Genomic DNA, 13,357 nt, shown 5'->3' on the forward strand with positions numbered 1-13,357 from the left:
CAATCGAGGATTCACCGCCGTTGCTCGCTCCGGCACTGGGTCCGCTCGCCGACGGCGACGGCAGCCCTGGCACGACAGCCTGACCGACAAGCGGATGTGGCACACGCGTGAGTAAGCGCTATGGCACTGCCAGTCTCCGTCCCCATCAGCGTCCCCACCGACCGCTCGCTCTGTGAGACGCTCCGCCGCGTCGAGACCGTCGTCTGGTCGGTCTGTACGGTCGCCACGCTCGTGCTCCTCGTCGCCAGCGTCGGCGGCGCGTTCGTCGTCGCCGCCAGCCCGCTCACCCCGTCCGCGGCTGCGCTCCTCGCGTCCGTCGTCGTCGGCAGCCTCGTCTTCGTCGCGGCCGACGTCGTCTTCGAGTGACACGGTCGACCCGCTGTGGGACTCACTCCCGAGAGTCGTGCTCCTGGTAGATGACGTGTCCGCAGGCCTTACAGTGTGAGGCGTCGGAGTCGTGGTACTCCAGCCCGCAGTTCGGACAGGTGACGTTCCGCTTGTCGCGGTGGGTCCACTCGCGAACGATCTTCGAGGCCTGCCACGGGATGAGGATGATTCCGGCGAGGATGGCCGCGATAGTCACGAACCGACCGGCCTGGGTCGCCGGCGTGATGTCGCCGAACCCGACCGTCGTGAGCGTGACGACGGTGAAGTAGAAGGCGTCGCCGAACGTCTCCACGCGGTCGTTGACGCCGTGTTCGAACTCGTAGAACAGGCCCGCGGAGACGAAGAAGATGGCGACCACGGTCATGAGCAGCTTCATCACCCGGAGCGTCTCGAGGCTGACGGTCCCGAAGAAGAACTCTTCGTCGCGTGTAAAGCGGAAGAACCGGAGGACGCGAACGACACGGAGCAGGCGCAGGGCCCCGAGCCCTGCCGCCCACATCGGGAGCGCTGGCCCCGCGAGGACGGCGAACGTCGGGAGGATGGAGAGCAGGTCGACGATGGTGTACGGGTTCGTGAGCTCCGCAACCCGGCTCCGTGCGCCGTAGACCCGGAGCAGGTATTCGAGGAAGAACACGGTGGCGATGACGACTTCGGCCGTCCAGAGGGCCGCCTCCTGCGCCGCGCTGAGCGGGTAGGTGTCGGCGACGAACAGTCCGATGAACAGGAGGTTCAACCCGAGTAGCGAGACGTCGAGCCCCTTCCCGACCGTCGTTCGGTGGTCGATGAGGTAGAAACGGACCGTATCGCGGTACGTTCGGGTCGCTCGGTGCCCCCGGTGTCCGTCCATAGACGGGTTACTGCACGGTGACGACTAAGCGTTCCGGACAGGGCTTCGATGCGGTCGTGTCACACGCTATCGCGCGTCTCCAATGACTTAACCGTCGGGGACTCCTACCAGCTACAATGAGCGAAGAAGTAGAACGGAAGAACCTCAGGATGCCGAACAGCGACGAGCTGTTCGCAGTCGTCACAGAACACAACGGTGGGAACCACGTCCGCGTGCGCTGTGAGGACGGAAAGAACCGTATGGGCCGTATCCCTGGCCGGATGAAGTACCGGACCTGGATCAACGAGGGCGACGTCGTCCTCGTCGAACCGTGGGACTGGCAGGACGAGAAGGCCAACATCGAGTGGCGCTACTCCGGGCAGGACGCCGACCAGCTCCGCCGCGAAGGCCACATCGACTAACTCTCTTCGCACCCTCCGATTCGGCTTTTCCCCGGTCGGGTGTGTTTTTCACCGCTGTCGAGCGACGCGTTCCCGAGTGCGGTCAGTTCCCCCCACGCTTTCGGTACCACACTCGCGAGCCGACCGGCGAGTCGCCCTCGGCGAGGTCGAGCCGCCGGACGAACAGGTCTCTGATGGCCAGCGTGACACGGAGTTCGACCGCCTCGTCGTCGTCGTCGACCACGACGACACAGTGGCCGTCGCGCTCGAAGACGTCCTCGATCACACCCGTCTCCCACCGGTCGAGGTCGTGCGTCGGCTTCTTCGCGTGGATTCTGTCGTGAGCCACGCCTGTACCGGGGCGTCCCTCCGGGTTCACGTCACCGGTTCTCGCCGCACGCACCGCTCGCCGTCTTATCTCCTGAAGAAAGTAGCCTAACACAATATCGCCGTCAGGCGACCGTGTGTGAGGTAGTATCGTTAGTTACGAACGAGGTTCGTCGCGCGCGGGCCTTTGGGGGCCTGTTCGATGCTGAATTCGACCGAAGTACCCTCCGTCAGGTCCTCGCCGCCAACGTCCTCCATGTGGAAGAACACGTCGTCGTCAGAGTCGTCCGTCGAAATGAAACCGTAGCCGCCAGTGTCGTTGAAGAAGTCGACCTTACCGTTTGCCATTGCGAATAGACACAGTCAGGGTATACGGATAAGTGCTGTGCATTTGTTTTCCAATATCCGAATCTACTGGACGAATATCTGTAATAGCGGTAATATCGGTTAATATTTCTACCTCGGCGGTTCGCAGACAGCGTTTCGCGGACCTCGCTACGTTCGCCCGGTGCTTTGTCCGTATCCACAGTTTCTCCGGGTCTCAGTTCGGAAGCGGGCCGAGGATGTCGAGGCCGTACTCCCGACCGAGCGCGACCAGCGCGTTCACGTCCGGCTCTGCGGGTGGCGGCGTCTCCATCGTACTCGCTGGCTCGCCGGCCGCGACGACGAACTCCTCGAAGCCTCCTGGCGCGAGTTGAATCAACATCCGGCACGGGTCGTCGCTCACGACACGGAAGCCGTGCGGGACGTCACGAGGGAGAAACACGGTGTCACCGGGTCCGGCGGAGACCGTCTCCTCACCGTTCTCGCCGTAGTGACGGTCGATGGCCCCGTCGAGGACGTAGAACAGTTCGTCCTCGCGGTGGTGAACGTGGTACGGCGTCTCGTAGCGCGGTGCGGCCGTGTGCTCGACCAGTGAGAACGCGCCGTCTGTCTGTTCCGAACCGGTCTTCACGAGTATCAACGCCCCGCCCGACCACAGCGCCTCGCCTGCGTCTCTCGTCGTCACCGTCGGCATCCGCTTCACGTTGGCACCGCTTGCCATAGTTCCCTGCTGTCACGCCCCGACGAGTTATACACATGTTGGTGTGTCAGCACAGAGACGTCGCGTCTCGGCCTGTACGACGGGTGCGCGGTCGCTGGTCCTCACTCGTCAGTCACCGTGTCGAGCGACTGGCCTCGGCACTCATAGGGCTCGTCACGACCGGGTGCCACCCCGGCTCGGAGCGGATGCCTCGTCATCGGCCGGTCGATGCTGTGGTCTCCAGGGAGAAACGGGTTTCTGTACTACGCACTCAGCCCGTCGGTCCGCTCACCGTCGCGCTGGTCGGCCACGTTCGGGGCGGGCTACTCCTCGTCGCCGTCGTCGCCGTCGTCGCCGTCACCGTTGACGTTGACGGTCAACACGGGAACCGGGGCGTTGGCGACGACGCGGGCCGAGACGCTGCCGACCATGTTCTGTCGGTAGTTCGCGCCGTGGGTCCCCATCGTGACGACGTCGATGCCCGCCTCGTCGATGTACGCGATGATCTCCTCGGCGGGGTCGCCGCGGCGGAGGACCGCCTTCGTCTCCACCCTGTCGGCGTCGAGCTGTGCCTCTGCGGCGGCCGTCGCCTCGTTCCCCTCGCCTTCGAGTTCGTCGACCACGTCGTCGACGAGGTCGGGTGCGAGCGTCAGGAAGGCGCGGTCGTCGACCACGTAGAGCACGTGGACCGTCGCGTCGTGTCGGCGGGCGAGGTCGAGCGTGTGCAGATAGACGTCGTCCATCGACTCGGTCCCGTCCGTCGGCAGCAGGATGTCGTCGTACATCAGTCTCGTTCGACGGGAGGGCGTCGGACGGCAAGAACGCTGTCATCCGTTCTCGACGGGTGGGAACCGACGCCGCCGCGGGGCACACAGTATTTGCCCATCGCGTTCGTCTCACCCCGTGATGGCGCTTCCTCCGCGGACCGAGGCGGACCTCAGACGCGAACTCACGGGCCTCGTCGTCGAGAGCCTCGCCGTCCGCCAAGACCTCTCGCGCCGGAGCGTCCACTGTGTTGCGTGTGCTGCCGAGGGGCGCGACGCCGCCCGCACCGTCGGCGACGAGGTCGGCGTCGTCCTCCGCGAGTACGAGGGGTTCACGTGGGAGATTCAAGACCTCGTCTGTCCCGACCACCGCGTCGACCGCGTGACCGACGCCGTCGGTGTCGAAGCCGACGACCAGGTCGTCGTCTCGGCCGTCCTCGAAGCCGCGGGCTACCACTCGCCCGACGGACAGTACCACCCCGAGGCACTCACGCTCGGTGCCGTCGAGGTGGTCGACTACAGCCCTGCGGCCGAGGGGTATCTCGAACCCGACGAGTAACTGCTGTGGACGCGGCACCGCCCCGGTGGCTTTGTACCGGCACCACCTACGTGAGCGCGATGACCGGCACGGAGACGAGTCCCCCCACGGACGTCGTCCTGTACGGCGGGAAAGGCGGCGTCGGCAAGACGACCTGTGCGGCCGCGCACGCGCTCGCGCTGGCCCGGGCGGGAAGCGAGACGCTCGTGGTCTCAACCGACCCGGCCCACTCGCTCGGCGACGCGTTCGAGCGCGACCTCGGCGGCGACCCCGTCGAGGTCACCGACGACCTCTTCGCCGTCGAGGTCGACCCCGAGACCGGCCAGGACGCCTATCGTCGGGTGGTCGAGGCGCTCGCGAACGAGTTCCGCACCGCCGGCCTCCGCCTCTCCGACGACGACCTCGAACGGCTGTTCGAGGCGGGGCTCATCCCCGGCGGTGACGAGGTCGCTGCGCTGGAGTACGTCGCCCGGTACGCCGACGCCGACTACGACTGCGTCGTCCTCGACACGGCCCCGACCGGACACACGCTCCGCCTCCTCGACCTCCCCGACGTCCTCGCGGAGACGCTCGGCGTCGCCGGGGACGTCCAGCGGCGGGTGAGAAAGGCGGGCCGCGCGGCCAAGAGCATGGTCCTCGGGCCGGCGGCGTACTGGGGTTCGGGCACCGACGGCGACGAGGTTGCCTCGCTGCAAGCGCGGGTCGCCGAGGTGGGGACGCTCCTTCGCGACCCGTCCCGAACCCGGTTCCGCGTCGTCCTCACCCCCGAGCAGATGGCTATCGCCGAGGCCGAACGGCTGGTCGCGCGACTCGCCGAGGCGGGCATCACGGTCGACTCGCTCGTGGTCAACCGCGTCTTCGACAACAGCGACGGGTGTTCCTGTGACCGATGCGTGCGCGACGCCGAACGGCACGCCGCGCGACTCGACGCGGTCGAGACCCGCTTCGACCTCCCCGTTCGGACCGTCCCCGAACTGGAGGGGGAGTCACAGGGCCTCGACGCGCTCGAACGCGTCGGCGCGTTCCTCTGAGGCCGTTCACTCGCCCGCTCGTTCGCGCGCCGCGGCCACCACCAGCGGGAGGGTGATGGTCGCGTCGGCGACGACGGTGACGTTCCGCGCGGACTTCTCCAGTTTCCCCCACGACCGCGCCTCGTCGAGCGTCGCGCCCGACAGTCCCCCGGTGTCGCTCGTGTCCATCGTCAACTGCACGGCGTAATCGTAGGCGTCCGGGACCGTGAGCATCGTCTGGAGGACGTAGTTCTTCGGAACGCCGCCCCCGACGACCATCGCACCCGCCGAGTCGGCCTCGAAGGCGAGGTCCGAGAGGTGGGTCATGTCGCCCAGCGCGTCGAGCGCGAACGCCGAGGTCTGGCCGTATATCCACGCCTGGATGCCGAGGACGGAGTCCTGGATGGCGGGTACGTAGATGGGCACGTCGCAGTCGTACGCCGCCGCGGCGATGCCGGCGTCCTCCTCGACGCCGCGTTCGCGGTTCTGTTCGAGGTTCGCTCGACCGAGTTCGTGGGTGAACTCCTGGATGGTGACCGTCCGCTCCACCGCGGGGAAGACGTTCGCACGGAGGTGTTTCTCGAACAGCGTGAAGTGCTCCTGTGGGAGGTAGACGTTATAGATGCGGTCGACGCCCTCGTCGCGCAGGCGCTCGTCGTGTTCGCGCTCGCTTTTGGCGTCGGTGCGCTCCTCCGCGCGGTGGTCGTGCGGACCGACGCTGCCGTGGTGGTGCTTGCCCCCGACTGCCTCGATGGCGTCGTGTGTGAGGTTCGCGCCGGTCGTCACCAGGGCGTCGATGTGACCGTCGCGGATGAGGTCGACGACGACCTGGCGCATCCCCGTCGGCACCATCGCGCCGGCGAGACCGAAGAAGTTGGTCACGTCGGGCGAGAGCATCTCGGCGTAGACGTCGACGGCACGCTCGACGCCGGCGGCCCCGATGCCCGCCTTCCCGTACTCGTCGACGAGTTCACCGACGGTCATCCCCGCGCGGACCTGCGTGTGGCCGATGGGGTCCTCGTGGAACGTCTCTCGGTGGCTGGTCTCCCCGCCCGCGTCGGACTCGTCGGGCGCGTCGTGGTCGGTCATGGACTGAGATGTGGCGGGCCGGTGTTTGAACGTCTCGGTCCCGCGTGCGGCGACGACGGTGTGACCTAGAGGCCGGTCGGATGCTCGACGTACGTGGTCTCCAGCCCCCAGTCGTCTGCTAACGCCGCGAGCGCGCGGACGCCGAACGTCTCCGTCGCGTAGTGGCCCGCGAGCAAGACGTTCACACCCGACTCGCGCGCTTGGTGGTACACCTGCTGTTTCCCCTCGCCGGTGACGAGCGTGTCGACCCCCGCCGCGAGGGCGTCGTCGAGGAAATCGACGCCGCTTCCGGTCACGATGGCGACCTCCGAGGCCTCTTCGGGCCCGAACGGCAGCAGTCGTGTCTCACCCGCCCCCTGCGGGAGTTCGTCGAGTTCCTCTTTGAGACGCTGTGCCGACTTCGGTGTCGACAGCGTCCCCCGTTGGCCGATGGGTTCGCCGCCCATCGTCGCGAACGGTTCTCGTTCCCGCACGTCGAGGAACTCCGCGACGCCGGCGGCGTTGCCCAACTGCTGGTGCCCGTCGAGCGGGAGGTGTGAGACGTACAGCGCCACGTCGGCGTCCACGAGACGGGCGATGCGGTCGTACGCTCGTCCGGTCACTCGCTCGATACCCCCCCACGAGAGCCCGTGGTGCGTGACGAGGACGTCCGCTCCCGCCGTCGCGGCCTCGTCGATGGTCGCGGCCGCCGCGTCGACGGCGACGGCGACGTGGTCGACCTCGCGCGCGTCGCTATCGACCTGCAGTCCGTTGGCGCTCGCGTCGACGTCAGCATAGGCCTCCGTCCGGAGCGTCTCGTCGTACCGGGCGACCAGTTCGCTGAGTTCCATGCGTCGATGCTCGGGGTCGAGGTGTTTGTATCTGTACTTCTCGGACCGTCCCGCCCCGTCAGACCCCGAGCCACCGGGCGACACCACCGCCGAGTAAGGCGAGCGCGCCGGTGGTGAACGTCCCCGGAACGGGGAGGACGAACAGGAGTGCGCCGACTGCGAGGACCAGTGTTGATGTTCGCACGACTGACACGAACGCCGCCATCGGTGTAGGCCTTGTGTCCGAGGCGGGGTCGCCTCGCGACCCGTCGCTCCAGCGGTCGGCTCTCGGTGGCGCTAGCCGTCTCCGACCGGGCCGTCGCTCGCGGCGTGTGTGTAGACGAACTCACGGAGGAGTTTGCCGGCCAGCGCGGCGGCCTGACCGTCGTCCCGGTCGTTCACCTCGACGACGTCGAACCCGACACACGAGGGGGCCACCGCGCGCACGACGTCGCGCATCTCGCGCGACGAGAGTCCGAACGGCTCCATCGTCCCCGTCCCGGGCGCGACGCTCGGGTCCGCGCCGTCGATGTCGACGCTGAGGTACACCTCGTCTCCGTCCGCCCCGCACTCGTCGAACGCCGCGAGCCACTCGCGCACCTCCTCGGGCGGGACGACGGTCACGTCCCCCTCTCTCGCCCGCTCCCACTCCTCTCGCGCCCCCGTCCGCGCGCCCAGGATGACCGCCTCGTCGACGACACTGAGGACGTGTCGGGTGACACAGGCGTGGCTCCACTCGTTGCCGTCGTACTCCGGTCTGAGGTCGAGGTGGGCGTCGAGACAGACGAACGTCTCCGGCTTCGTCGCCGCGACCCCGGCGTACGTCACCGTGTGCTCGCCGCCGAGGAGAAGCGGGACCGCGTCGTCCCAGACGACGTCGCGGAGGGTGCCTTCGAGAAACGAGAGATACGCTTCCGCGTCGTCCCACGCCCGGACGTCGCCGTCGTCGGCGACGCCGAGCTCGGTGAAGAACTGGTCCGTTCGGTGGTCGTAATCGTCGTAGGTCTCGGCGAAGCGCCGAATTCGGTCGGGACCGAACCGCGTCCCCGGCTGGAACGTCGTCGAGACGTCGAGCGGCGCGCCGACGACGACGTAGTCCGCGTCGTCACGGTCGGCCGTCGAACCGGGAAACATCTACTCTCTACGACCGGACGATCTTGCGCTGTCCCTCGTACTCGAGGAACTCGATCTCGTCGTCGGAACTCGCGCTGATGCCATCGGGGATACGCATGGTGAACGTGTCGTAGGTGTCGAGGTCCATGACCTGCATCTCGTCGTCCGAGACCGACAGGACCTGTCCGCCCTTGCGCTCGATGATGGGCACCCAGACCTTCGCGTCGACGGGTTGTGAGAGCGAGCGCTTCTTGTTGTCGAAGACGCCCTTCCCTTCGATGCGTGCCTTGGCGCTTCCGTGCTTACCCGGCTTGGCGGTCGAGTACGCGTTGATCTTACAGGGAGAGTCCTCCATCATGACGTAGCTGCCCTCTTGGAGCTCTCGGACCTGCTTCTGCTCTTTCGCCATAGGTGTGCGTTCTTGGGACGGCAGTATAAACCGTTTGGAACGTCGGTGCGACAACGCGGGGTGAGGTACTCCCCGTGTAATCCCCCGTTAAGTCGCTCGTTCCGCGTCCGTTCGGGACGCCGCCGCCTAGCGATGCGGCCTCACCAGTACTGCTCGGCACATAAGCGGGTCATAACTAATCCCTCCGCTGCTGTTGTGACTGATGCGCACACGCTCCCTGCGCCGACGTACCGGTGCCGTATGGCATTCCCTTTCCGTACCCCCACACCGCGCCGTCGGCTGCGCTTTAGGGTGCGGTGCGCTTGTGCCTCTCGACGTCTGTCATGGGGTGATCGACGCACGACACGTTCCCGTCTCTGTTCCTGTTCTCGCCGACGTCCGCGGTCACCGACCCGCGCCGAGGAACTCGTCGAGACGGCTCAGTCCCTCTGTCAACTCTGCCGTCGGGAGGCCGAACCCGATGCGGAAGTAGCCCGGGAACCCGAACGCGTTCCCCGGGGCGAGGACGACCGACGCCTCGTCGACGACGGCGCGACAGAACACCTCGCCGTCTCTGAACCCCTTGGGCACCGTGACGAAGCCGTTGACGCCGACGGGGTCGTGCCACGACAGCCCGTGGGCTGCGACCCAGTCGGCGACGCGGTCGTGGTGGTCGCGGACGAGTTCTCGGTTCTCTCGTAAAATAGCCTGCTCGCGCCGGCCCAGCGCCTGCCGGGCGACGTGCTGGCCGAAGAGCGACGGCGAGATGGTCGTGTAATCCTTCCACTGCCAGGCGCGCTCGACGACCTCCTGGTCTCCCACGAGCCAGCCGAACCGGACCCCAGCGAGACCGTACGCCTTCGTGAGCGACGTCGTCGACAGACCGTGTGGTCCCATCGACGCGACCGGGGGGAGCGGGTCGGCCGTCAGCTGGCGGTACACCTCGTCACAGAGCAGATACGCGTCCGCATCGGCTGCGAGGTCGTAGAGCGCCTGAACCGTCTCCTCGGCGTGGTATCTGCCAGTGGGGTTGTTCGGGTTGTTGAGGACGATGAGCCGTGTGTGCGGTTCGATGGCGTCCGCGACAGCGTCGACGTCGAGTGTCCACCGTGGCGGCGTCAGGTCGACGGTCGTCACCGAGCCGAACGACCGCGGGAGTTCGTGGAGCGACTGGTAGGTCGGAGTGACACAGACCGCGTGGGCGTCGCGGTCCATGAGCGCGATGAACGCGAGGAAGTTCGCCTCCTGCGTCCCGCAGGTACAGAGCACCTCGTCCGCCGTCCGGTCGTAGCGTCCCGCGAGTTCGTCTCTGAGCTCTGGGTCGCCGTTCGTCGGGATGACGTAGTCCAGCGCGCCAGGGTCGGTGTCGAAGCGGTCCGCGGGGAGCGACCGGATTCCCGACTCGGCGAGCATGATGTCGGCATCGTGTTCGACCTCGGCGAACCAGCGTTCGAGCGCGAACGGAGCGATGTCCATGCGTTCGCCTCGCGTGGGTCGCTGAAAGCTGTTGGTCCCCGAGCGGTGACGCCAGACGGGCAATCCTTCGAGCCGAGCGTTCTTGTACGAAGCCGGGGCCCACCACCCGTATGCGTTGAGCGCTACCGGAGGGCGCTTCGCGGGAGCGTGGTGCACCGTCCTCCGTGCGGACGGACACCACCTGTTCGCCCCTTCTCGCTTCACGCCCAGTCTTCGGGCATCCACGCCGCGGGCCCGTGGCTGACCCGGACGAGACTCCCGGCGGCACCGGTGAGGACGTTCGGGAGCGTCACCAAGAGGAGCATGGCCGTCGTCACGTCGCCGGGCGTTCGCGTGTACGGCAGCACGAACTCCAGCGGGAACGGCAGGCCAGTGGTCCGGGTGAGCGTCACGAGGACACCTGCGGGTATCAGGACGATCCCCCACGAGAGCGCGGTCAGGAGCCCGTGCCACGCGCCGTCTGTCACCTCCTCGCTGGCGACGTAGCCGGCGATTGCGCTCCCGACGAGTCCGCCGATGAGCGATAGCCGGCCGGAGATGAGCCAGATGACCGCCTCCATCGTCAACGCGACGAGGAGACCGGTGACGACCGCGTGCCAGCGCGCCATTAGCCCAGGTACGCAGCCACCGGTACATAATAGTCGCACTCGGAATATCGAGTTTGATATTCGGGTGGCTCAGTCGAGCGTCTGCTGGACCGGTCCCCCGCGCTCGTGGGCGAGGAGCCGACGCTTGGCCGCGACGCCGCCGTGCGCAGAGAACCCCCCGAGCGACGACGCACCGACGACCCGGTGACAGGGGACGACGAGGGGAAGCGGGTTGCGTCCGCACGCGCCGCCGACGGCGACAGCACTGGTGTCGAGTTCGTCCGCCAACTCGCCGTACGTCCGTGTCTCACCGTACGGGATTTCGGCCATCGCCCGCATCACCGCGCCGGTGAAGCCTTCGGGGTACGCGACCGCGCACACGAACTCGCGGCTGTCTCCGCGTTCGTACGCTGCGACCGCTCGACGGAGCTCCGCGGGTGTGACGTCGACGAGCGTCTCGTCGAGTTCGAACACGTAGCCGAACACCGAGAGTCTCATCCGAGAAGGGTGGGTCCGGTCGAACAAGAACGAATCGCTGTCGGTCCCGTTCAGTCGCCCCGCCGCTGTCTGAGGTTCTGCCGGGTGAACTGCGGGCGCGCCTTCAGCCCCTTCTTGCGCTTGAACGACCGGTAGAGCAAGAAGACGACCGGGAGGGTGACGGCGGCCGCGACTGCCGCGGGCTCGAAGCCGTCGAAGGCGTAGAGGATGGCCGTCGAGAGGACACCCACCGCGAGCAGGACCCCGTACACGATGCGGCGAGCGAGTTTCGAGAGCACGTCGTTCTTGTCCTCGATGCGGACGTTGACCGTCAGGTCGTCGCGTTCGACCTGGTCGAGGACGCGTTCGAGCTTCGGCGGCACCCGAAAGAGCGAGCGTGTCGTGGCCTGGACCTGCTCGCCCGCCTCGGTAGCGAGCCGCTTGATGGTCTCCTCGCGGTACCCCTGCTCTGTGAGGTAGTCGGTCGCGACGGCGATGAAGTCGAAGTCGGGGTCGAGCGTGACGCACACCCCCTCGACGACGGTCGCGACCCGCAAGACGAGCGCCAGGTTCCGCGGGAGTCGGAGCGGGAACTCGTAGATGGTGGACTCGACCTGCTCGATGATCTGCTGGACGCGATACTGCTCGATGTCCTCGCCGCGGGCGTCCGCGATGGCGAGTTCCATCACGTCGCCCATCACCTGCCGGTCGGCCTCGGGTGAGAGCGTCCCCATCTCGATGAGCGTGTCGAGGATGCCGTCGATGTCCTGGTTCGCGACGGCGATGTAGAACTCGACGATCTTCTCCTGGATGAACGGGTCGACCTGCCCGCTCATGCCGAAGTCGTAGAAGATGATGGCACCCTCGTCGTCCACAGCGAGGTTCCCCGGGTGGGGGTCGGCGTGGAAGTCGCCGTCGTCGACGATCATCTGGAGGTAGATTCGCTGGAGCCGGCTCGCGAGTTCCGTCCGGTCGATGCCGCGCTCGTCGAGCGTGCTCAGGTCGTTGATCTTCACGCCCGGGAGGTACTCCATGGTGAGCACGCGCGGCCCGGAGACCTCGCCGACGAGTTCGGGAATCCTGATGTCGTCGTCGCCGGCGAAGTTCTCTCGAATCGTCGTCAGGACCCGCCCTTCGCGGGTGTAGTCCATCTCCTGACGGATGGTCTTCGCGAACTCGTCGGCGAGGTTCTCCAGGGAGAACGCCCGCCCCTGGCCGATGAACCGCTGAATCAGCGGGAGCGACCAGCGCACCACCCGCAGGTCGGCCTCGACGAGTTCCTCGATGCCGGGGCGACGGACTTTGACCGCGACCTCTTCACCCTCGTAGGTGGCGGTGTACACCTGCCCGAGGGAGGCACCGCTGATGGGGTCGCGGTCGAAGTCGTCGTAGACCTCGTCGACGGGTCCGACTTCCGCTTCGAGCACCGCCTCGACCTGCGCCCAGTCCGCGGGCGGGACGTCGTCTTGGAGCCGCGAGAGCACGTCGACGTACGCCGGTGGGAGGATATCCGGCCGGGTCGACAGCAGTTGGCCGAGTTTGATGAACGTCGGCCCGAGTTTCAAAAGCGAGTCGAGGAGAACGTTCGCCCGGCGTTTCTGCTCCTCGGTGTCGACCTGCCGCGACCCGCCGAACAGCAGGAACCGCCGCTTGTCGCGCGCGTACGCGATGATGAGCGGGAAGAACTGGTAGAGGACGACGAAGAAGCGCCAGTAGGCACGGAGATTGACCAGCGTGACCACCCCACCCGATTACGCGTCCTTGTCCGAGATCGGGATGGTTCGTTGGGGGGCCGAATCGCGCTTCGGCAGACGAAGTTCGAGGACACCGCGGTCGACGGTCGCCTCCGCTCCCGCGCCGGTCGCGTCCGGCGGGAGCGGAAGTTCGGCGTCGAGGAAGAGCGACCGGTTCTCGCGGACGTACCGGAACTCCGGCGGGAGGCTCTTTTCACGGCGCGCCTCGACGACGAGTCGGCCCTTCTCGACGGCGATATCGACCGTCTCGGCGGTGACGCCGGGCAGGTCGAGGACGAGGAGATACTGGTCCTCCGACTCGAGGAGATCCGCGAACACTGCCTCTGGGAGGTCGCGCAGCGCGTCGCGCAGTGCTGACATAGCCGGCTCTAAGGAACCAGGGTGTAA

At 67.0% G+C, this 13,357-nt stretch carries 19 protein-coding genes; 4 read left to right on the forward strand and 15 right to left on the reverse strand.

What is annotated here, in order from left to right; genetic code table 11:
- Window positions 1-120: 120 nt before the first annotated feature.
- Entirely contained in the window at window positions 121-366 is a 246-nt protein-coding gene (locus tag E6N53_RS07120; RefSeq protein WP_142858031.1) for a hypothetical protein, read from the forward strand.
- Window positions 367-388: 22 nt separating this feature from the next.
- Here E6N53_RS07120 and E6N53_RS07125 read toward each other — a convergent pair whose 3' ends face one another.
- Entirely contained in the window at window positions 389-1,234 is an 846-nt protein-coding gene (locus E6N53_RS07125; protein WP_142858033.1) for an ion transporter, read from the reverse strand.
- A 116-nt stretch (window positions 1,235-1,350) separates the two neighbouring features.
- On the opposite strand from E6N53_RS07125, the gene eif1A reads away from it, so the two are divergent.
- Entirely contained in the window at window positions 1,351-1,635 is a 285-nt protein-coding gene (gene eif1A / locus E6N53_RS07130; protein WP_136589513.1) for a translation initiation factor eIF-1A, read from the forward strand.
- Between the two features lie 82 nt (window positions 1,636-1,717).
- Here eif1A and E6N53_RS07135 read toward each other — a convergent pair whose 3' ends face one another.
- The 4 genes from E6N53_RS07135 to E6N53_RS07150 form a co-directional block, all read right to left on the reverse strand.
- Window positions 1,718-1,963, reverse strand: coding sequence for a DUF7861 family protein (locus tag E6N53_RS07135; RefSeq protein WP_142858036.1), 246 nt, complete (start codon window positions 1,961-1,963; stop codon window positions 1,718-1,720).
- Window positions 1,964-2,094: 131 nt separating this feature from the next.
- Entirely contained in the window at window positions 2,095-2,289 is a 195-nt protein-coding gene (locus tag E6N53_RS07140) for a cold-shock protein (RefSeq protein ID WP_136589511.1), read from the reverse strand.
- A gap of 193 nt (window positions 2,290-2,482) precedes the next feature.
- A complete protein-coding gene (locus tag E6N53_RS07145) occupies window positions 2,483-2,986 on the reverse strand; it encodes a cupin domain-containing protein (protein ID WP_142858038.1) in 504 nt (167 codons plus the stop codon).
- 302 nt (window positions 2,987-3,288) lie between these two features.
- On the reverse strand, window positions 3,289-3,750 hold the full coding sequence (locus tag E6N53_RS07150; protein ID WP_136589509.1) for a universal stress protein: 462 nt from the start codon (window positions 3,748-3,750) through the stop codon (window positions 3,289-3,291).
- Between the two features lie 121 nt (window positions 3,751-3,871).
- Between E6N53_RS07150 and E6N53_RS07155 the strand changes: the two genes are divergently transcribed.
- Together E6N53_RS07155 and E6N53_RS07160 are read left to right on the forward strand one after the other, a co-directional pair.
- A complete protein-coding gene (locus tag E6N53_RS07155; protein WP_142858041.1) occupies window positions 3,872-4,288 on the forward strand; it encodes a hypothetical protein in 417 nt (138 codons plus the stop codon).
- A 59-nt stretch (window positions 4,289-4,347) separates the two neighbouring features.
- Entirely contained in the window at window positions 4,348-5,298 is a 951-nt protein-coding gene (locus E6N53_RS07160; protein ID WP_142858043.1) for an ArsA family ATPase, read from the forward strand.
- Window positions 5,299-5,304: 6 nt separating this feature from the next.
- Here E6N53_RS07160 and E6N53_RS07165 read toward each other — a convergent pair whose 3' ends face one another.
- The 10 genes from E6N53_RS07165 to E6N53_RS07205 all read right to left on the reverse strand — a co-directional run bounded on the left by E6N53_RS07165 (window position 5,305) and on the right by E6N53_RS07205 (window position 13,330).
- Window positions 5,305-6,366 carry a deoxyhypusine synthase gene (locus tag E6N53_RS07165; protein ID WP_142858045.1) on the reverse strand — a complete coding sequence of 354 codons (1,062 nt, stop codon included), beginning with the start codon at window positions 6,364-6,366 and terminating at the stop codon, window positions 5,305-5,307.
- Between the two features lie 65 nt (window positions 6,367-6,431).
- On the reverse strand, window positions 6,432-7,196 hold the full coding sequence (locus E6N53_RS07170) for a Nif3-like dinuclear metal center hexameric protein (RefSeq protein WP_136589506.1): 765 nt from the start codon (window positions 7,194-7,196) through the stop codon (window positions 6,432-6,434).
- Between the two features lie 58 nt (window positions 7,197-7,254).
- Entirely contained in the window at window positions 7,255-7,380 is a 126-nt protein-coding gene (locus E6N53_RS21425) for a hypothetical protein (protein ID WP_268951692.1), read from the reverse strand.
- A 92-nt stretch (window positions 7,381-7,472) separates the two neighbouring features.
- Window positions 7,473-8,309 carry an agmatinase gene (speB, locus tag E6N53_RS07175; RefSeq protein ID WP_136589505.1) on the reverse strand — a complete coding sequence of 279 codons (837 nt, stop codon included), beginning with the start codon at window positions 8,307-8,309 and terminating at the stop codon, window positions 7,473-7,475.
- A gap of 7 nt (window positions 8,310-8,316) precedes the next feature.
- Window positions 8,317-8,697 (reverse strand): translation initiation factor IF-5A, encoded by a 381-nt coding sequence (locus E6N53_RS07180; protein ID WP_136589504.1) that lies wholly within the window; start codon window positions 8,695-8,697, stop codon window positions 8,317-8,319.
- A 384-nt stretch (window positions 8,698-9,081) separates the two neighbouring features.
- Window positions 9,082-10,152, reverse strand: a complete 1,071-nt coding sequence (locus tag E6N53_RS07185; RefSeq protein WP_142858047.1) for an aminotransferase class I/II-fold pyridoxal phosphate-dependent enzyme — start codon at window positions 10,150-10,152, stop codon at window positions 9,082-9,084.
- A 200-nt stretch (window positions 10,153-10,352) separates the two neighbouring features.
- Window positions 10,353-10,760, reverse strand: a complete 408-nt coding sequence (locus tag E6N53_RS07190; protein WP_142858049.1) for a DUF5518 domain-containing protein — start codon at window positions 10,758-10,760, stop codon at window positions 10,353-10,355.
- 69 nt (window positions 10,761-10,829) lie between these two features.
- Window positions 10,830-11,237 (reverse strand): methylated-DNA--[protein]-cysteine S-methyltransferase, encoded by a 408-nt coding sequence (locus E6N53_RS07195; protein ID WP_142858050.1) that lies wholly within the window; start codon window positions 11,235-11,237, stop codon window positions 10,830-10,832.
- 50 nt (window positions 11,238-11,287) lie between these two features.
- The gene (locus E6N53_RS07200; RefSeq protein WP_142858052.1) at window positions 11,288-12,958 is read right to left on the reverse strand and encodes an ABC1 kinase family protein; all 1,671 of its coding nucleotides are present in this window, start codon (window positions 12,956-12,958) and stop codon (window positions 11,288-11,290) included.
- 9 nt (window positions 12,959-12,967) lie between these two features.
- Window positions 12,968-13,330 (reverse strand): Hsp20/alpha crystallin family protein, encoded by a 363-nt coding sequence (locus E6N53_RS07205; protein WP_136589499.1) that lies wholly within the window; start codon window positions 13,328-13,330, stop codon window positions 12,968-12,970.
- Window positions 13,331-13,357 lie beyond the last annotated feature (27 nt).

Source organism: Salinigranum halophilum (assembly GCF_007004735.1).
GTDB lineage: Archaea > Halobacteriota > Halobacteria > Halobacteriales > Haloferacaceae > Salinigranum > Salinigranum halophilum.